Annotated in this window: 18 protein-coding genes; 12 read left to right on the forward strand and 6 right to left on the reverse strand. The window is 67.2% G+C overall.

Annotation, left to right across the window (positions count from 1 at the left end; genetic code table 11):
- Positions 1 to 11 precede the first annotated feature (11 nt).
- The 3 genes from ACTJLF_RS24235 to fabV are packed head-to-tail and all read right to left on the reverse strand — an operon-like array spanning position 12 to position 2929.
- Positions 12 to 1235, reverse strand: a complete 1224-nt coding sequence (locus ACTJLF_RS24235; RefSeq protein ID WP_126183124.1) for an NAD(P)/FAD-dependent oxidoreductase — start codon at positions 1233 to 1235, stop codon at positions 12 to 14.
- Positions 1236 to 1285: 50 nt separating this feature from the next.
- Entirely contained in the window at positions 1286 to 1705 is a 420-nt protein-coding gene (locus ACTJLF_RS24240; protein ID WP_019656683.1) for a group II truncated hemoglobin, read from the reverse strand.
- A 27-nt stretch (positions 1706 to 1732) separates the two neighbouring features.
- On the reverse strand, positions 1733 to 2929 hold the full coding sequence (fabV, locus tag ACTJLF_RS24245) for an enoyl-ACP reductase FabV (protein WP_132753883.1): 1197 nt from the start codon (positions 2927 to 2929) through the stop codon (positions 1733 to 1735).
- A gap of 194 nt (positions 2930 to 3123) precedes the next feature.
- On the opposite strand from fabV, the gene ACTJLF_RS24250 reads away from it, so the two are divergent.
- The 5 genes from ACTJLF_RS24250 (at position 3124) to ACTJLF_RS24270 (ending at position 7426) form a co-directional block, all read left to right on the forward strand.
- Positions 3124 to 3954 (forward strand): ABC transporter substrate-binding protein, encoded by an 831-nt coding sequence (locus tag ACTJLF_RS24250; protein WP_019656681.1) that lies wholly within the window; start codon positions 3124 to 3126, stop codon positions 3952 to 3954.
- A 170-nt stretch (positions 3955 to 4124) separates the two neighbouring features.
- Positions 4125 to 4820 (forward strand): amino acid ABC transporter permease, encoded by a 696-nt coding sequence (locus tag ACTJLF_RS24255; RefSeq protein WP_132753885.1) that lies wholly within the window; start codon positions 4125 to 4127, stop codon positions 4818 to 4820.
- Positions 4821 to 4977: 157 nt separating this feature from the next.
- Entirely contained in the window at positions 4978 to 5688 is a 711-nt protein-coding gene (locus tag ACTJLF_RS24260; RefSeq protein ID WP_019656680.1) for an amino acid ABC transporter permease, read from the forward strand.
- A complete protein-coding gene (locus ACTJLF_RS24265; RefSeq protein ID WP_019656679.1) occupies positions 5685 to 6428 on the forward strand; it encodes an amino acid ABC transporter ATP-binding protein in 744 nt (247 codons plus the stop codon). The genes ACTJLF_RS24260 and ACTJLF_RS24265 overlap by 4 nt, the downstream gene beginning before the upstream one ends.
- Entirely contained in the window at positions 6425 to 7426 is a 1002-nt protein-coding gene (locus ACTJLF_RS24270) for an isopenicillin N synthase family dioxygenase (protein WP_132753887.1), read from the forward strand. The genes ACTJLF_RS24265 and ACTJLF_RS24270 overlap by 4 nt, the downstream gene beginning before the upstream one ends.
- Here the strand turns inward: ACTJLF_RS24270 and ACTJLF_RS24275 are convergent.
- The 3 genes from ACTJLF_RS24275 to ACTJLF_RS24285 all read right to left on the reverse strand — a co-directional run bounded on the left by ACTJLF_RS24275 (position 7369) and on the right by ACTJLF_RS24285 (position 9806).
- Positions 7369 to 7710, reverse strand: a complete 342-nt coding sequence (locus tag ACTJLF_RS24275) for a hypothetical protein (RefSeq protein WP_132753889.1) — start codon at positions 7708 to 7710, stop codon at positions 7369 to 7371. The genes ACTJLF_RS24270 and ACTJLF_RS24275 overlap by 58 nt on opposite strands.
- 4 nt (positions 7711 to 7714) lie before the next feature.
- On the reverse strand, positions 7715 to 8398 hold the full coding sequence (locus ACTJLF_RS24280; protein WP_019656676.1) for an HAD family hydrolase: 684 nt from the start codon (positions 8396 to 8398) through the stop codon (positions 7715 to 7717).
- A gap of 67 nt (positions 8399 to 8465) precedes the next feature.
- A complete protein-coding gene (locus ACTJLF_RS24285; protein WP_126183119.1) occupies positions 8466 to 9806 on the reverse strand; it encodes an MFS transporter in 1341 nt (446 codons plus the stop codon).
- Positions 9807 to 9994: 188 nt separating this feature from the next.
- On the opposite strand from ACTJLF_RS24285, the gene cyoA reads away from it, so the two are divergent.
- Genes cyoA through ACTJLF_RS24320 form a run of 7 tightly spaced genes read left to right on the forward strand, consistent with a single transcriptional unit; the run spans position 9995 to position 16836 of the window.
- Positions 9995 to 11020 (forward strand): ubiquinol oxidase subunit II, encoded by a 1026-nt coding sequence (cyoA, locus tag ACTJLF_RS24290; protein ID WP_132753891.1) that lies wholly within the window; start codon positions 9995 to 9997, stop codon positions 11018 to 11020.
- Position 11021: 1 nt separating this feature from the next.
- Complete coding sequence (gene cyoB / locus ACTJLF_RS24295; RefSeq protein ID WP_019656673.1) at positions 11022 to 13025, forward strand: cytochrome o ubiquinol oxidase subunit I; 2004 nt, start codon at positions 11022 to 11024, stop codon at positions 13023 to 13025.
- Positions 13018 to 13680 carry a cytochrome o ubiquinol oxidase subunit III gene (gene cyoC, locus ACTJLF_RS24300; protein WP_019656672.1) on the forward strand — a complete coding sequence of 221 codons (663 nt, stop codon included), beginning with the start codon at positions 13018 to 13020 and terminating at the stop codon, positions 13678 to 13680. The genes cyoB and cyoC overlap by 8 nt, the downstream gene beginning before the upstream one ends.
- On the forward strand, positions 13677 to 14087 hold the full coding sequence (gene cyoD, locus ACTJLF_RS24305) for a cytochrome o ubiquinol oxidase subunit IV (protein WP_019656671.1): 411 nt from the start codon (positions 13677 to 13679) through the stop codon (positions 14085 to 14087). Before cyoC ends, cyoD begins: the two co-directional genes overlap by 4 nt.
- Complete coding sequence (locus ACTJLF_RS24310; RefSeq protein WP_126183118.1) at positions 14087 to 14893, forward strand: SURF1 family protein; 807 nt, start codon at positions 14087 to 14089, stop codon at positions 14891 to 14893. The genes cyoD and ACTJLF_RS24310 overlap by 1 nt, the downstream gene beginning before the upstream one ends.
- Entirely contained in the window at positions 14847 to 16304 is a 1458-nt protein-coding gene (locus tag ACTJLF_RS24315) for an ATP-binding protein (protein WP_309938121.1), read from the forward strand. The genes ACTJLF_RS24310 and ACTJLF_RS24315 overlap by 47 nt, the downstream gene beginning before the upstream one ends.
- Positions 16285 to 16836, forward strand: coding sequence for a response regulator transcription factor (locus ACTJLF_RS24320; RefSeq protein ID WP_019656668.1), 552 nt, complete (start codon positions 16285 to 16287; stop codon positions 16834 to 16836). Before ACTJLF_RS24315 ends, ACTJLF_RS24320 begins: the two co-directional genes overlap by 20 nt.
- Positions 16837 to 16871: the final 35 nt, after the last annotated feature.

A 16871-nucleotide genomic window follows, 5' to 3' on the forward strand; every position in this document is an offset into this window, starting at 1 on the left:
CCTTCTTCGGCTCAGGCCAGCAGGTTCTTCAGCGGCACCGAGGCATCCGCCACCGACGCCGCATCGGGATTGCGGCCCGCCTCGAGCAGCTTGCGGCTCATCATGTGGTCGACCGGCGCGTTCACCGACTCCACGCACACGAGCTTTCCATCGACATAGTGGAACAGCGAGAAGGCGTCGGGCTTCGGGCCCGCGCGGCGCACGCTGCTCAGGCCCGGCGTGCCTTCGGCGGGCATCAGGCCCACCATCTGCAGGCGCATGCCGCCCTGGTCTGACCAGAACCACGCGACCGCATCGTGCGCGCGTGCCTCGCCGGTGAGCGTGGCGACCGCGGTGCGCGCCTGGTCGTTCGCGTTCTGCACCGACTCGAGCCGCAGCGCACGGCCCGCGCGGCGATCGGGAAAGCGCGTGCAGTCGCCCACCGCGAGCACGTCGGCCGCGCTGGTGCGCATGTGCTCGTCCACCACGATGCCGTCCGCGCACTCGATGCCGGCCGCCTGAGCGAGCGCGGTCTCGGGCACTGCGCCGATGCCCAGCAGCAGCAGGTCGACCGGCTGCTTCGCGCCGTTGACCTGCAGCGACACCAGCCGGTCGCCCTCGACCTCGAAGGCGCCGGTCTGCGCGCCGAGCACGATGTCGATGCCCGACGCGCGATGCGTGGCCAGCACGTGCGCCGACAGCTCGGGCGACACGGCGCGGCCCAGCAGGCGCGGCGCGCTCTCGATGACCTGCACCGTCTTGCCGAGCGCCTTGGCGGTCGCCGCCACTTCGAGCCCGATGAAGCCGCCGCCGAGCACCGTCACCTTCTCTGCCGCAGCGAGCCGCGTGCGCAGGCGATGCGCCTCGTCGGCCGCGCGCAGGCTGGCGACGTTCTCCAGGCCCGGCTTGAGGTCGGGCATCTGGCGCGCGCGCGTACCGGTGGCGATCACCAGCTGCTGCCACGGCAGGATCGCGCCCGAACGCAGCGTGACGGTGTGCGCCTCGCGGTCGATGGTCACGGCCGCATCGCCCAGGTGCAGCGTGATGCCGGCTTCGCGGTACCAGTCGGCGGCCTTGTGCGGCTGCGTGGTCTCTTCGGCGCTCTTCAAGAAGGCCTTGGACAGCGGAGGACGGTGATAAGGCTCGCAGGCCTCCTCGCAGACCAGGTGGACGCGCGCGCCCTGCCCGGCTTCGGCAAGCCCCGCACAGAGCTGGGCCGCGGCGTGGCCGCCGCCGATGATGACGATGGAATTCATGATGGAAGAAGCGTCTTTCGGAAATCGTTGCTCGTGTGTCTGGCCGGCGATCATTCGCCTCTATTGCGCATCCAGTCAGCGGTCTTGAAGAAGGAGTCGCGCAGCCTCGCACGCAAGTCCTCGGGCACGCCCGTCTCGCCCATCGCCTGGTCCATGCAGGCGAGCCACTGGTCACGCTCCTTGATGCCGATGGTGTGGCCACCGATGCTCTGCGGCAGGTGGCGCGCGCGCAGCATCGGGTGGCCGAAGCGGTCGGTGTAGTACTGGGGGCCGCCGAGCCAGCCGCAGAGGAACCAGAACAGGCGCTGGCGCGCGTTGTCGAGGCTGGTGCCGTGCACTGCACGCAGCTGCGCATAGGCAGGCTCGAGGTCCATCAGGTCGTAGAAGCGCTCGACCAGCGCCTCCACCTTGGCCTCGCCGCCGATCCAGTCGAAGGGCGTGCCGGCGGGTGGCTTTTCTTGAATCTGCATGGGCGGGAGTATCCCCTCAAGGGCCTGCTAGAGCTGCACGATGCCCGGAATGCCCACGTCGGGGTTCACGTCGGCGTCGTAGTCCACACCCTCCACCGCGAAGCCGAAGAGCCGCAGGAACTCGGTCTTGTAGCCGGCGAAATCGGTGAGCTCGCCGAGGTTGGCGTCGTTCACCTGGGGCCATAGCGCCAGCACGCGCGACTGCACCTGCGGTGCCAGCTCCTTGTAGTCGGCGCGCAGGCGGCCTTCCTCGTCGATGTGCGGCGCGGCGCCGTAGAGGCTGTCGGCATAGAGACCGTGCACCTGCTCGATGCAGCCCTCGTGCGTGCCCTCTTCCTTCATCACCTTGAACAGCAGCGACAGGTACAGCGGCATCATCGGAATGGCCGAGCTGGCCTGCGTGACCACCGCCTTCAGCACCGACACGCGTGCGTCGCCGCCCTTGGCCGCGAGCTGCGCGCGGATGCCCAGCACCTTCTGGTCGAGGTCCTTCTTGGCCGCGCCGATGGAGCCGTTCCAGTAGATGTCGTGCGTGATCTTCTCGCCCAGGTAGGTGAAGGCCGTGGTCTTGGCGCCGTCGGCCAGCACGCCGGCCTGCTGCAGCGCGTCGATCCACATCTGCCAGTCCTCGCCGCCCATCACGGCCACGGTGTTGTCGATCTCCTCCTGCGTGGCGGGCTCGAGCACCGATTCCTTCACCGTCCCGCTGTCGGTATCGAGGCCGCGCAAGGTCACCGCCTTGCCCACGGGCTTGAGCACCGAGTTGAAGACCTGGCCGGTCTTCGGATGCGTGCGCCGCGGTGCGGCCAGGCTGTAGACGACGAGGTCGACCTGCCCCAGGTCGGCGCGGATGGTGTCGATGACCTGCTGCTTCATCGCGTCGGAAAAACCGTCGCCGTTGATGCTCTTCGCATAGAGGCCCTCGGCATGCGCGGCGCGCTCGAAGGCGGCGGTGTTGTACCAGCCGGGCGAGCCGGGCCTGGTCTCGCTGCCCGGGCGTTCGAAGAAGACGCCCAGCGTGCCGGCGCCGCAGCCGAAGGCGGCGGTGATGCGCGCGGCGAGGCCGTAGCCGGTCGATGCGCCGATCACCAGCACCTTCTTCGGGCCGCCTTCGATGGCGGGCTTCGCCTTGACGTATTCGATCTGCTGGCGGACGTTGGCTTCGCAGCCGGCGGGATGGGTGGTGACGCAGATGAAGCCGCGCACGCGGGGTTTGATGATCATGAGGATCTCGCTCGAAGAGATGCTGAGGGAGGCGAAACAAAGGCGCCCGAAGCGCGTTTTTGCGCCGCGAATTTAACCCAGCCCGGAAAAGCGGCCTTCGGGCTGCCCTATATGCATATGTCGATTGACGATTTAATAATCAGAGGTTTTATTGATATGGTCCTGCCCCTTCCGTTTCCACCAAGGAGAAGAACATGCGCATGAAACTGATTGCAGCCGCGGCCCTCGCCGCTTCGACCTTCCTGCTCGGGACCGCCGCCCATGCGGACCAGCTGGCCGACATCAAGAAGAAGGGCGAGCTGGTCGTCGGCGTGCTCGGCACGGACGAGCCCGCGACCTTCGTCGACCCCAAGACGCGCCAGATCGTCGGCTACGAGGTGGACCTGGTGAACGCCATCGCCAAGAAGATCGGCGTGAAGCCGGTGCTCAAGCAGATCGCGGTGGCCGCGCGCATTCCCGAGCTGCAGCAGGGCCACGTCGACCTGGTGGCCGCCGGCCTCACGCACAACAAGGAGCGCGAGGCGCAGATCGACTTCTCGCTCACCACCTTCGTCACCGGCCAGAAGGCGCTCGTGAAGAAGGACAGCGGCATCACCGAGGTGCCGCAGCTCGCCGGCAAGAAGGTGCTGACCATCCGCGGCGGCACGCAGGAGCCGAACATCCGCAAGGCCGTGCCCAACGTCGAGGTCGTGACCTTCGATACGAGCCAGCAGGCCTTCCAGGCCCTGCAGCAGGGCAAGGGCGTGGGCTACGTGGACGACGAGGCGGCGCTGCTGCGCAGCTACGCCAAGCTCGGCCCGCAGAAGGCCCAGTACGTGGTGCTCAAGCAGAACCTGAGCACCGAGGCGCTGGCCATCGGCATCAAGAAGGGCGAGAGCGGCCTGAAGGCCGTGGTGGACGACACGCTGCGCGAGCTCGAGAAGTCGGGCGACGCAGAGAAGATCTTCGTCAAGTGGTACGGCCCGAACACGGCATCGGGCTTCCAGTCGCGCGACTTCAAGCTCGAGAGCGACAAGATCGACTGAGCCCGGCCTCAGGTCTTTCTCCTTCCCCCGCTGGGGGAAGGCCGGGATGGGGGCAAGCGGCCTGCACATGACCGCCGCGTCTTTCCAGACGCCGCCGCACCCCCACCCCAACCCTCCCCCAGCGGGGGAGGGAGCCACATCCCTCCGCGGCGGTGATACTGTCGCCCGCCATGCCCCTGTTCGACTATTCCTTGCTGCTGACCGGCAAGTACCACGACATGCTCGTCGCGGGCCTGCTGCTGTCGCTGCAGCTGCTCGCGGCCTCGCTGGTGCTGGCGCTGCCCATCGCGGTGGTGGTGGCGCTGCTGCGGCTGTCGCCCTTAGCGCCGCTGCGCTGGCTCGGCTTTGCGTACGTGGAATCGATCCGCAACATTCCGCTGCTCGCGCACATGCTCTTCTGGTACTTCGGCGCGCCCGAGCTGCTGCCGGAGGACATCAAGCAATGGCTCTACGCGGGGCACATCGAGGCCTACAGCGCCATCATCGCGCTGGCGCTCTACACGGCCGCCTTCATGGCGGAAGACATCCGAAGCGGCATCCGCGCGATCCCCGCCGTGCAGTTCGAGGCCGGCCGGGCAATGGGCTTCAGCTACCTTGCCACCATGCGCCGCATAGTGCTGCCGCAGGCGCTGCGCGTGACCATCCCGCCGCTCATCTCGCAGACGCTGAGCCTGTGGAAGAACACTTCCATCGCCACCGTGATCGGCGTGGCCGAGCTGATGTACCAGGCCGGCCAGGTCGAGAGCGCGACCTTCCGCAGCTTCGAGTCCTTCGCGTTCGCGAGCGCGGCCTACCTCACTGTTTCGCTGGCCATCACGGGCCTGGCGAGCTGGTACCACCACCGTTACCCGGTGCGGACGATATGACGCACTCCCCCAGGCTGCGCGCACTGCGTGTCGCTTCTCCTCCCCCCTCGCCGGGGGCAACACCGGCAGCCCGGCAAAGCCGGTTCCGCGGTGTTTCCGGCCTTGGCCGTGCCGGTGCCGTGCATCGCGAGCCACGTGAAGCGGGAGCTGAGCGCTGATGCTTCAGATCATCAACGACTACTGGGTCTACTTCCTCATCGGCCAGTACCCGAACGGGCCGCTCGGCGGGCTGGTGCTCACGCTGATCCTCGCCTCCTGCGGCCTGGTGCTGGCGCTGCCTCTGGGCATCGTGCTCGGGCTGGCGCGGGTGAGCCCTTGGCGCTGGCTGCGCTGGCCGGTCACTGGCTTCGTGTACGTGGTGCGCGGGCTGCCTCTGCTGATGGTGATCTTCTGGGCCTACTTCTTCCTGCCCAGCGTCACGGGCGTGAAGACCGACCAGTTCACCACCATGCTGATCGCGCTGGTGGTGTTCGACGCCGCCTACCTGGCGGAGATCGTGCGCGCCGGCATCCAGGGACTGCCGCGCGGGCAGATGGAAACGGCCCGTGCGCTGGGCCTGGGCTACGGCGCCGCGATGCGCCTCGTGGTACTGCCGCAGGCGCTGCGCAGCATGCTGCCCTCGCTGGTGAACCAGTTCGTCTCGACCATCAAGGAGACCTCGCTGGGCTACATCATCGGGCTGGCCGAGGTGTCGTTCATCGCGACGCAGATCAACACGCAGGTGTTCACCAAGCCCGCTCAGATCTACCTGATCTTGGGCGGGACGTACTTCATCCTGTGCTTCGGCCTCTCGCGCTTCGCCTACTGGCTCGAACGCCGGCTCGCACGCCGCGGCATCTCCACCGCCGCCACCAAGGTGTCCGCATGATCGAACTCGAAAAAGTCAACAAGTGGTACGGCAGCTACCACGCGCTGGTCGACGTGACCGAAACCATCCACAAGGGCGAGGTCGTCGTGGTGTGCGGGCCCTCCGGCTCGGGCAAGTCGACGCTGATCCGCACCTTCAACCGGCTGGAGCCGATCCAGTCGGGCCGCATCGTGGTGAACGGCCAGGACATTCATGCTCCGGGGCTGGACGTGAACGAATTCCGTTCGCGCATCGGCTTCGTGTTCCAGCAGTTCAACCTGTTCCCGCACCTCACGGTGCTGCAGAACTGCACGATGGCGCCGATGCAGCTGCGCGGCCTCACCCGCAAGCAGGCCGACGAGCGCGCGATGGCGCTGCTGCACCGCGTGGGCCTGTCGAACAAGGCCAACGCATGGCCCAGCGAGCTCTCGGGCGGCCAGCAACAGCGCGTGGCGATCGCCCGCGCGCTCGCGATGCAGCCGCCGCTGATGCTGTTCGACGAGCCCACCAGCGCGCTCGACCCCGAGATGGTCGGCGAGGTGCTGCTGGTGATGCGCGACCTCACGCGCGACGGCATGACCATGGTCTGCGTCACGCACGAGATGGGCTTCGCGCGCGAGGTGGCCGACCGCGTGCTCTTCATGGACGAAGGCAAGGTGCTGGAGCGCGCCACGCCCGACGACTTCTTCAACCGGCCGCAGCATCCGCGCGCGCAGCAGTTCCTGGCCGACATCCGCTCCCCCTTCGCGAGAGACGCATGACCGCTTCAGCCCTCCCCCTCATCGACGTTTCCGCGCTCGTCGCCGGCACCGCCGCACGCGATGCCGTGGCCGCGCAGATCGGCGCCGCCTGCCGCGCCCACGGCTTCTTCTACGTGACCGGCCACGGCGTCGACCCGGCGCTGGTGAAGCGGCTCGAAGACCTGAGCCACCGCTTCTTCGACCTGCCCGAGGAAACCAAGATGCAGTGGCGCATGGCCCTGGGCGGCCGCGCATGGCGCGGCTACTTTCCGCTCGGCGGCGAGCTGACCTCCGGCCGGCCCGACTGGAAGGAAGGCCTCTACCTCGGCACGGAGCTGCCCGCCACGCATCCGCTGGTGCAGGCGAAGACGCCGGTGCACGGGCCCAACCTGTTCCCTGACGTGCCGGGCTTTCGCGAGACCATCCTCGAATACATGGCCGCCGTCACGCAACTGGGCCACCGGCTGATGGAAGGCATCGCGCTGAGCCTGGGCCTCGACGCGGGCTACTTCGCGAAGCGCTACACGGCCGATCCGCTGATCCTGTTCCGCCTCTTCAACTACCCCTCGCAGCCGGTGCCCGAAGGCCTCGACGTGCAATGGGGCGTGGGCGAGCACACCGACTACGGGCTGCTGACGATCCTGCACCAGGACCACATCGGCGGCCTCGCGGTGCACACGCCGGGCGGCTGGATCGACGCGCCGCCGGTGGCGGGCTCCTTCGTCTGCAACATCGGCGACATGCTCGACCGCATGACCGGCGGGCTCTACAAGTCGACGCCGCACCGCGTGAAGCGCAACACCTCGGGGCATGACCGGCTGTCGTTTCCGCTCTTCTTCGACCCGAACTTCGAGGCACGCGTGCAGCGCATCGAGGGCCTCGCGGGCGCGGAGGCCCGCGACGACAGTGCCGAACGCTGGGACCGCGCCAACGTGCACGCCTTCAACGGGCGCTACGGCGACTACCTGCTCGCGAAGGTGTCGAAGGTGTTTCCGCAGCTGCGCGACGAAGTGCTCTGAGGGGCAGGAGCCGGCGCCGGCAGGAGGCCGGGCTCTTCGAGGAAGGCGTCCTCCCAGTGCTCGATGCGGGCGTCGGGGTCGGAGATGGGCACGAGCTTGTCGCTGCGGCAGTAGAAGGTCCAGCCCTCGAACAGCACGTCGTAGTAGGTGCCGGGCAGGTAGCGCTCGCTCGGCGCTTCATAGGGCGCGGACACCACCTCCACGATCCGGCCCACGGCCCGCTCCGTGAAGGGCGACGCCAGGCAGCTGTCGACCACATGGCAGAGCGTGCCGATCTTGATCATGCCGTTACACCTTCTGCATGGCCTGTTGCGGGAACCAGCGCGGCAGGTGCGCCAGCGCGTCGTGCAGCGAATCGAGCACGTGGAAAGCCCGTTCGACGACCGATGCAGGCGGATGCTTGAGGTCGGGCACGACCACCACCCGAAGGCCCGCCGCCAGTGCCGCCTTGGCGCCGTTCTCGCTGTCCTCGAACGCGATGCATTCGGCCGGGTCCACGCCCAGGCGCTCGGCCGCGAGCAGGTAGAGGGCCGGATCGGGCTTGGCGCGCGCGACCTCGTCGCCGCCCGCGAAGGCAGAGAAATGCTCCAGCACGCCCAGGCTGCCGAGACAGGCCTGGATCTGCGCGCTCGTGGATGACGACGCCACGGCGCAACGCGTGCCGCGCTCGCGCAACGCCGACAGTATCTCGGCCGCGCCGGACTTGATCGGAAAGAGCGGCGTCCCGTCGGAGCGCTCCAGCTGCAGGCGCTGGCGCACGAGGCCCACGGCGTGGGTGTAGGCCGCCGATCCGCCCAGCAGCGAGGCAAGCACGACTTCGGACTCCACCGTGGACAGCCCCACCACCTGCATGTACTGGCTGTGCGAAAGCTCGATGCCGAGCGTGCGGGCGACCTCGATCCAGGCGGCCATGATGGGGCGCTCGGAGTCGATCAGCAGCCCGTCCATGTCGAAGATTGCAGCGGCGAACATCGGGGCATCGTAATGAAAAACGAAAAAGGGGCCATGGAGGCCCCTTTTTCGTGGTTGCGCGAAAGACTCAGTCCCGCGCCAGCGCCCGGTTCAGGCCGAGGGCCGCCAGCGTGGCAACGGCGCCCGACAGCAGGTAGACGCTCACGTAGGCCAGGCCGAAGTGGGCCGAGAGACCCAGGGCCACCAGCGGGGCGAAGGCCGCGCCGATCAGCCAGGCCACGTCGGCCGTGAGCGCCGCACCGACGTAGCGGTACTTGGGCGCGAAGTTGGAGGTCACGGCGCCGGCCGCCTGGCCGTACGACAGGCCGAGGATCACGAAGCCCAGCAGGATGAAGATGTCCTGGCCGATGCGGCCGCCGTCGAGCAGCGTGGGAGCGAAGCCGCTGAAGGCGGCGATCACCGCGGCCAGGCCGCCCAGCGTGAAGCGGCGGCCGATGCGGTCGGCCAGCAGGCCCGAGGCCACGATGCCGGCGGCGCCGAACACCGCGCCCACCATCTGGATCACCAGGAATTCGGTGACCGACTGGTCGGAATACAGCGTGATCCACGACAGCGGGAACACCGTGATCAGGTGGAACAGCGCATAGCTGGCCAGCGCGGCGAACGCGCCGATCAGGATGTTGCTGCCCTGCGAGCTGACCAGCTCGGTGACGCTGGTGGGTTCGAGTTCACGCTCTTCGAGCAGGCGCGAGTATTCGTCGGTGGCCACCAGGCGCAGGCGGGCGAAGAGCGCCACCACGTTGATCGCGAAGGCCACGTAGAAGGAATAGCGCCAGCCCCAGTCGAGGAAGTCTTCGGACGGCAGGCTGGAATACAGGTAGGCGAACAGCGCGCTGGCGATGAAGAAGCCGATGGGCGCGCCCAGCTGGCCCAGCATGGCGTACCAGCCGCGGCGGTTGGCCGGCGCGTTCAGCGCCAGCAGCGACGGCAGGCCGTCCCACGAGCCGCCCAGCGCCAGGCCCTGGCCGAAGCGGAACACCGACAGCAGCACGATGGCCGTGAAGCCCAGGCTCGAATAGCCCGGCAGGAAGGCGATGCCGGCGGTGGAGGTGCCGAGCACGAAGAGCGCCAGCGTGAGCTTGGCTTCCCGCCCGAAACGTCGCTGGATCATCATCGAGATGACAGTTCCGAACGGACGCGCGATGAAGGCGAAGGAGAAGATCAGGAACGAATAGAGAACGCCCTCGAGATGCTGCTCGAACGGGAAGAAGACCGCCGGAAACACCAGCACCGAGGCGATGCCGTAGACGAAGAAGTCGAAATATTCGGAGGCGCGGCCGATGACCACACCGACCGCGATCTCGCCGGGGGAGATGTGCGAGTGGTCGTCGCCCTGCCGGGCGCCGCCGTGATCGGCCGGGTTCGGCATCGGCTGTGCGCCTTGCGAAATGATGCTGGACGTCGTCATTGCTTGCTGTAATTCAGATGTAACGCCGCGGCGAGACACCATAGGACCATGGGAGACCCCAGAGCGTCGCACCGAATCACGTTTACCGCCATAGGACAAAACGTCCAATAGGCGAAACCCGTCTTCAGGCGTAGATTGTGGGGTCTTTTTGCGTCGCCCCCTGCGTCCCTGCATCTCTTTTCCCCGGCATGCACATCCTCAAGAACCTTCGCCGAGCACTCCTGCTGCTCCCCGCCATGCTCCTGGCGGGCTGCAACACGGTGCTGATGAACCCCTCCGGCGACATCGCCCATCAGCAGGGACGCCTGATCGTCGTCTCCACCGTGCTGATGCTGATCATCATCATTCCGGTGATCGCCCTGACCATCTTCTTTGCCTGGCGCTATCGCCAGTCCAACAAGGAGGCCACCTACAGCCCCGACTGGGACCACTCCACCCAGCTCGAGCTGGCGATCTGGGCGGCGCCGCTGCTCATCATCATCGCGCTGGGCGCCATCACCTGGATCAGCACCCACACGCTCGACCCCTACCAGCCGCTGCGCCGCCTCGACGCCCAGCGCGCCATTCCGGCCGAGACCAAGCCGCTGACGGTGGAAGTGGTCGCCCTCGACTGGAAGTGGCTGTTCATCTACCCCGAGCAGGGCATCGCCACGGTGAACGAGCTGGCCGCCCCGGTGGACCGCCCGATCAGCTTCAAGATCACGGCCTCCTCGGTCATGAACTCCTTCTTCATCCCCGCGCTGGCCGGCCAGATCTACGCCATGCCGGGCATGGAGACCAAGCTGCACGCGGTCATCAACAAGCCGGGCGAGTTCGAAGGCTTCTCCGCCAACTACAGCGGCGCGGGCTTCTCGGGCATGCGCTTCAAGTTCCACGGCCTGAGCAACGAAGATTTCGACCAGTGGGTGCAGAAGGTCAAGTCCGGCAAGGACGGCGAACTCTCCCGCGATATCTACAAGAAGCTCGAAGTGCCGAGCGAGCGCGAGCCCGTGCGCCACTACCCCACCGTTGCATCCGACCTGTACGACGCGATCCTCAACCAGTGCGTGGACCGCAACAAGATGTGCATGAAGGAAATGATGGCCATCGACGCCAGCGGCGGCATGGGCAAGCCCGGCGCCTTCAACGTTGCCACCAAGCTGGCATGGGACATCGAATCCCTCGATACGCCCAAGCGCAAGTACGTCACCGCGATGTGCACCACTGAAGAATAAGATGTTGCAGAACCTAGACCTGACGAAGCTCGTCTTCGGCCGCCTCTCCTGGGAGGCGATTCCCTTGCACGAGCCGATCCTGCTCGTGACCTTTGCCGGCGTGGTGCTGGGCGGCCTGGCCGTCCTGGGCGCACTGACCTACTTCAAGCTGTGGGGCACCCTGTGGCGCGACTGGATCACCAGCATCGACCACAAGAAGATCGGCATCATGTACATCATCCTGGGCCTGGTGATGCTGCTTCGCGGCTTCGCCGACGCGCTCATGATGCGCGCCCAGCAGGCCATCGCCTTCGGCGACAACGCGGGCTTCCTGCCGCCGCACCACTACGACCAGATCTTCACCGCCCACGGCGTGATCATGATCTTCTTCGTGGCGATGCCGCTGGTCACGGGCCTCATGAACTTCGTGGTACCGCTGCAGATCGGCGCGCGCGACGTGGCCTTCCCATTCCTGAACAACTTCAGCTTCTGGATGACCACCTTCGGCGCCGGCCTGGTGATGGCGTCGCTGTTCGTCGGCGAGTTCGCCAAGACGGGCTGGCTGGCCTATCCGCCGCTGTCGGGCATCCTCTTCAGCCCCGACGTGGGGGTCGACTACTACATATGGTCGTTGCAGATAGCGGGGGTGGGCACATTGCTGTCCGGCGTGAACCTGCTGGCCACCATCGTGAAGATGCGCGCGCCCGGCATGACCATGATGAAGATGCCCGTCTTCACCTGGACCGCCCTGTGCACCAACGTGCTGATCGTCGCCGCCTTCCCGGTGCTGACCGCCGTGCTGGCCCTGCTGTCGCTCGACCGCTACGCAGGCACCAACTTCTTCACGAACGACCTCGGCGGCAACGCCATGATGTACGTGAACCTGATCTGGATCTGGGGCCACCCCGAGGTGTACATCCTGATCCTGCCGGCCTTCGGCATCTTCTCGGAAGTGGTCTCCACCTTCTCGGGCAAGCGCCTCTTCGGCTACGCCTCGATGGTGTACGCCACGGTCGTGATCACCATCCTGTCGTACCTCGTCTGGCTGCACCACTTCTTCACCATGGGCTCCGGCGCCAGCGTGAACTCGTTCTTCGGCATCACGACGATGATCATCTCGATCCCGACGGGCGCGAAGATCTTCAACTGGCTGTTCACCATGTACCGCGGCCGCATCCGCTTCGAGCTGCCCATGATGTGGACCATCGGCTTCATGATCACCTTCGTGATCGGCGGCATGACCGGCGTGCTGCTGGCCGTTCCCCCGGCCGACTTCGTGCTGCACAACAGCCTGTTCCTGATCGCACACTTCCACAACGTGATCATCGGCGGCGTGCTGTTCGGCATGCTGGCGGGCATCACCTACTGGTTCCCGAAGGCCTTCGGCTACAAGCTCGACCCGTTCTGGGGCAAGTGCTCGTTCTGGTTCTGGATCGTCGGCTTCTGGTTCGCCTTCATGCCGCTGTACATCCTGGGCCTGATGGGCGTCACCCGCCGCATGAACCACTTCCAGGACATGTCGCTGCAGATCTGGTTCCAGATCGCCGCCTTCGGCGCCGTGCTGATCGCCCTGGGCATCGCCTCGTTCCTGATCCAGCTGGTGGTGAGCTTCATCCGCCGCGACCAGTTGCGCGACACCACCGGTGACCCGTGGAACGGCCGCACGCTGGAATGGGCGACCTCGTCGCCGCCGCCGGCCTACAACTTCGCGTTCACGCCGCGCGTGCACGACAACGACGCCTGGTCGGACATGAAGGCCCGCGGCTACCAGCGTCCGCTGGAAGGCTTCAGCCCGATCCACATGCCCAAGAACACGGCCGCCGGCTTCATCATCGCGGGCCTGAGCGCGGTGTGCGGCTTCGCGCTGATCTGGCAGATGTGGCTGCTGGCCGGCATCGGCTTCGTCGCCATGCTCGCCGCCACGATCATCCACACCTTCAACTACAAGCGCGACTACTACATCCCCGCGGAAGAAGTCGTCCGTACCGAAGAAGCGCGCACGCGCCTGCTGGCTGCCAATGTCTAACAGTACCGCCCTCCACTCCAGCCACACGAACACCGTGGGCAACGCCGCGAGCGTGCCCACCTTCGAGGTGTTCAACGTCCGCAACGAAGACCACCACCCCGAGAACGGCACGCTGCTGGGCTTCTGGCTCTACCTGATGAGCGACTGCCTCATCTTCGCCTGCCTGTTCGCGGTGTACGGCGTGCTGGGCCGCAGCTATGCGGCCGGCCCCTCGGGCGCCGACCTGTTCGACCTGCCGCTGGTGGCGATCAACACCTCGCTGCTGCTGCTGTCTTCCATCACCTACGGCTTCGCCATGCTGCAGATGCAGCAGCGCCGCATGGGCGGCGTGCTGCTCTGGCTGGCCATCACGGGCCTGCTGGGCGCGGGCTTCATCGGCCTGGAGCTGTATGAATTCGCGCACCTGATCCACGAAGGCGCGGGCCCGCAGCGCAGCGCCTTCCTGTCGTCGTTCTTCGCGCTGGTGGGCACCCACGGTCTGCACGTGACCTTCGGCATCATCTGGCTCATCGTGCTGATGATCCAGCTGCCCAAGCACGGCTTCACCGCCGCCAACCGCCGCCGCCTGATGTGCCTGTCGATGTTCTGGCACTTCCTGGACGTGGTCTGGATCGGCGTCTTCACCTTCGTGTATCTGATGGGATCGCTGCAATGAGCGCGCACACCGAAACCGCCGGCCACGGCGCACATGGCCACGACGATCACGGGCACGGTCACGACGACGGCCCGGTGAGCCACAGCACCTTCAAGGGCTACATGACCGGCTTCGTGCTGGCCGTGATCCTCACCGCCATTCCGTTCTGGCTCGTGATGGGCAAGGTCTTCGACAAGCCCGGCACCACCGCCCTCGTCATCCTGGCCTTCGCCGTGGTGCAGATCGTGGTGCACATGGTTTACTTCCTGCACATGGACGCGAAGTCCGAAGGCGGCTGGAACATGCTGGCGCTGATCTTCACGCTCGTGCTCGTGGTCATCACGCTGGCCGGTTCGCTGTGGGTCATGTACCACATGAACACCAACATGATGCCGCACTCGGTGCACGACATGAAGAACATGCCCTGATGGCGGAGCAGGCCGTCCGCCAGCGCTCCACCGCCGCACGGGTGGCGCTGGCGGTCTGCGCCGCCCTCGCCTTCGCCGGCTTCGTCGCGCTCGGCACCTGGCAGGTCGAGCGCAGGGCCTGGAAGCTGGATCTCATCGCACGCGTCGAACAGCGCGTGCACGCCCCGGCCAGCGCGGCCCCCGGGCGGACCGAATGGCCCACGGTCAACGCGGCCAACGACGAATACCGGCATGTCCGCCTTGCCGGCACCTTCCTCCACGACAAAGAGACGCTGGTGCAGGCCAGCACCAAGCTCGGCGCCGGCTTCTGGGTGCTGACCCCGCTTCGCAGCAGCGCCGACGGCAGCATCGTGCTGGTCAACCGCGGCTTCGTGCCTCCCGAGGCGCAGAAACGCGCGGCGCGTACCGCGACCGAGCCGCAGGGCGAGACCACCGTGGACGGCCTGCTGCGCCTGACCGAGCCCAAGGGCGGCTTCCTGCGCAAGAACGATCCGGCCGGCGACCGCTGGTTCTCGCGCGACGTGCAGGCCATCGCCGCCGCGCGCGGCCTGGCCGACGTGGCGCCGTACTTCGTCGATGCGGAAGCCGCGCCTGCAAAGTCCGGCGCCACGGCCGCCGACACCCCCGCCTGGCCCGCCGGCGGCCTGACGGTCATTTCATTTCCCAACAGCCACCTCGTCTATGCCCTGACCTGGTATGGCCTGGCCCTGATGGTGCTGATCGCGGCCTGGTTCGTGCGGCGCAGCGAAAATGCGGCCCATGCCGACGCCCGCCCCGCCGACCAAGATGCCCGCCGCGACGGCTGAAGCCGCCGCGGTCGCGGGCGAACTGCACCCGCCCCGCGCCGGCGTCGCGAGCCTCGACAACGCCATCGGCCACCAGAACATGCAGCAGCTGATCCAGCTGCGCTGGTTCGCCGTGGTCGGGCAGGTTGCCACCATCCTGGTGGTGCACTACGGCTTCGAGATCCGGCTTCCGCTGGACCACATGCTGCAGGTGCTGGCCTGCCTCGCCCTCTTCAACATGGTGAGCCTGCTGCGCTCGCGCAGCCATCGGCGCGTGACCAACGGCGAGCTGTTCGTCGCGCTGCTGGTGGACGTGGCCACGCTCACTGCGCAGCTCTACCTGAGCGGCGGCGCGACCAACCCCTTCGTGTTCCTCTTCCTGCTGCAGGTGACGCTCGGCGCGGTGCTGCTGAAGGCCTGGTCGACCTGGACCATGGTGGTCATCACCAGCATCTGCTTCGCCGGGCTGGCGCTGTTCTCGCGCCCGCTCGCGCTGCCGCTGGACCACGACCGGGGCCTGTGGAGCCCGTACATCCAGGGCATGCTGGTGTGCTTCGCGCTGAATGCGGCGCTGCTGGTCATCTTCATCACCCGCATCAGCCGCAACCTGCGCGCGCGCGACGCGCGTCTGGCCGACCTGCGGCAGCGCGCCTCGGAGGAAGAGCACATCGTGCGCATGGGCCTGCTGGCCTCGGGCGCGGCGCACGAGCTGGGCACGCCGCTTGCCACGCTCGCGGTGATCCTCGGCGACTGGCGCCGGCTGCCGCATTTCAGTTCCGACCCCGAGCTGCTGACCGAAGTGGCCGAGATGGAACTGCAGATCCAGCGCTGCAAGAGCATCGTGAGCGGCATCCTGCTGTCGGCCGGCGAGGCGCGCGGCGAGTCTTCGGAGGAAACCACCGTCAGCACCTTCCTCGACGACCTGGTCGAGGAATGGCGCACCACCCGCCCGGTGGAGGATTTCGAGTACGACAACCGCTTCGGCCGCGACCTGCCCATGGTTTCCGACTCGGCCCTCAAGCAGATGATCTGCAACGTGCTCGACAATGCGCTGGAGGCGTCGCCCCACTGGCTGCGCCTCGAGGCGGCGCACGACGCCGACGCGCTGACGATCACCGTCACCGACGCAGGCCCCGGCTTCCTGCCGGCCATCCTCAAGGAGTTCGGCAAGCCCTACCAGTCGAGCAAGGGCCGCGCTGGCGGCGGGCTGGGGTTGTTCCTGGTGGTGAACGTGGCGCGCACCGTGGGCGGCCGCGTCGCGGCGGCCAACCGGCCCGAGGGCGGCGCCGTCGTGAAGATCACGCTGCCGCTCGCGGCCATCGTGCTCGAGGAAGAAGAGACGGAAGTGGGCGACGACGCGGACGACGAGGAAGCCCTCGCGGCCGCCGGCAGGACCATCGGAATGGAAGGCAATGAGCGAAACCGGAGCTGAAGCGCAGCGCCAGCTGCTGATCGTCGAGGACGACGGCGCCTTCGCGCGCGCGCTCGGGCGCTCGTTCGAGCGCCGCGGCTATGCGGTGGCGCACGCGAGCAACCTGGCCGAGGTCGAGGCGCTGCTGGCCACCGCCACGCCCGGCTACGCGGTGGTCGACCTCAAGCTCAACGGCGAGGCCTCGGGCCTGGCCTGCGTGCAGATGCTGCACCGGCACAACCCGAAGATGCTGATCGTGGTGCTCACGGGCTTCGCGAGCATCGCCACCGCGGTGGAAGCCATCAAGCTCGGCGCCTGCCACTACCTGGCCAAGCCCTCGAACACCGACGACATCGAGGCCGCCTTCGGCCGCGCCGTCGGCACCACCGAGGTGGAGCTGACCAACCGCTCCACCTCGATCAAGACGCTCGAATGGGAGCGCATCCACGAGACGCTGGCCGAGACCGGCTTCAACATCTCGGAGACCGCGCGCAGGCTCGGCATGCACCGGCGCACGCTGGCGCGCAAGCTGGGCAAGCAGCAGGTCAAGTAGGCAGGCACTCTCGGCTCCCGCCCCGACACACTCAT

The organism is Variovorax sp. 22077 (genome assembly GCF_052044195.1).
GTDB lineage: Bacteria > Pseudomonadota > Gammaproteobacteria > Burkholderiales > Burkholderiaceae_C > Variovorax > Variovorax atrisoli.

What these genes read in the sequence shown, in the direction of transcription:
- ACTJLF_RS24255 (WP_132753885.1), top strand. Translation starts at nt 4,125, where the DNA reads ATGCCCCTGTTCGACTATTCCTTGCTGCTGACCGGCAAGTACCACGAC.
- ACTJLF_RS24275 (WP_132753889.1), bottom strand. Translation starts at nt 7,710, where the DNA reads ATGATCAAGATCGGCACGCTCTGCCATGTGGTCGACAGCTGCCTGGCG.
- ACTJLF_RS24260 (WP_019656680.1), top strand. Translation starts at nt 4,978, where the DNA reads ATGCTTCAGATCATCAACGACTACTGGGTCTACTTCCTCATCGGCCAG.
- ACTJLF_RS24250 (WP_019656681.1), top strand. Translation starts at nt 3,124, where the DNA reads ATGCGCATGAAACTGATTGCAGCCGCGGCCCTCGCCGCTTCGACCTTC.
- cyoA (WP_132753891.1), top strand. Translation starts at nt 9,995, where the DNA reads ATGCACATCCTCAAGAACCTTCGCCGAGCACTCCTGCTGCTCCCCGCC.
- ACTJLF_RS24265 (WP_019656679.1), top strand. Translation starts at nt 5,685, where the DNA reads ATGATCGAACTCGAAAAAGTCAACAAGTGGTACGGCAGCTACCACGCG.
- cyoB (WP_019656673.1), top strand. Translation starts at nt 11,022, where the DNA reads ATGTTGCAGAACCTAGACCTGACGAAGCTCGTCTTCGGCCGCCTCTCC.
- ACTJLF_RS24270 (WP_132753887.1), top strand. Translation starts at nt 6,425, where the DNA reads ATGACCGCTTCAGCCCTCCCCCTCATCGACGTTTCCGCGCTCGTCGCC.
- ACTJLF_RS24235 (WP_126183124.1), bottom strand. Translation starts at nt 1,235, where the DNA reads ATGAATTCCATCGTCATCATCGGCGGCGGCCACGCCGCGGCCCAGCTC.
- cyoD (WP_019656671.1), top strand. Translation starts at nt 13,677, where the DNA reads ATGAGCGCGCACACCGAAACCGCCGGCCACGGCGCACATGGCCACGAC.
- ACTJLF_RS24315 (WP_309938121.1), top strand. Translation starts at nt 14,847, where the DNA reads ATGCCGACGCCCGCCCCGCCGACCAAGATGCCCGCCGCGACGGCTGAA.
- ACTJLF_RS24240 (WP_019656683.1), bottom strand. Translation starts at nt 1,705, where the DNA reads ATGCAGATTCAAGAAAAGCCACCCGCCGGCACGCCCTTCGACTGGATC.
- ACTJLF_RS24310 (WP_126183118.1), top strand. Translation starts at nt 14,087, where the DNA reads ATGGCGGAGCAGGCCGTCCGCCAGCGCTCCACCGCCGCACGGGTGGCG.
- fabV (WP_132753883.1), bottom strand. Translation starts at nt 2,929, where the DNA reads ATGATCATCAAACCCCGCGTGCGCGGCTTCATCTGCGTCACCACCCAT.
- cyoC (WP_019656672.1), top strand. Translation starts at nt 13,018, where the DNA reads ATGTCTAACAGTACCGCCCTCCACTCCAGCCACACGAACACCGTGGGC.
- ACTJLF_RS24320 (WP_019656668.1), top strand. Translation starts at nt 16,285, where the DNA reads ATGAGCGAAACCGGAGCTGAAGCGCAGCGCCAGCTGCTGATCGTCGAG.
- ACTJLF_RS24285 (WP_126183119.1), bottom strand. Translation starts at nt 9,806, where the DNA reads ATGACGACGTCCAGCATCATTTCGCAAGGCGCACAGCCGATGCCGAAC.
- ACTJLF_RS24280 (WP_019656676.1), bottom strand. Translation starts at nt 8,398, where the DNA reads ATGTTCGCCGCTGCAATCTTCGACATGGACGGGCTGCTGATCGACTCC.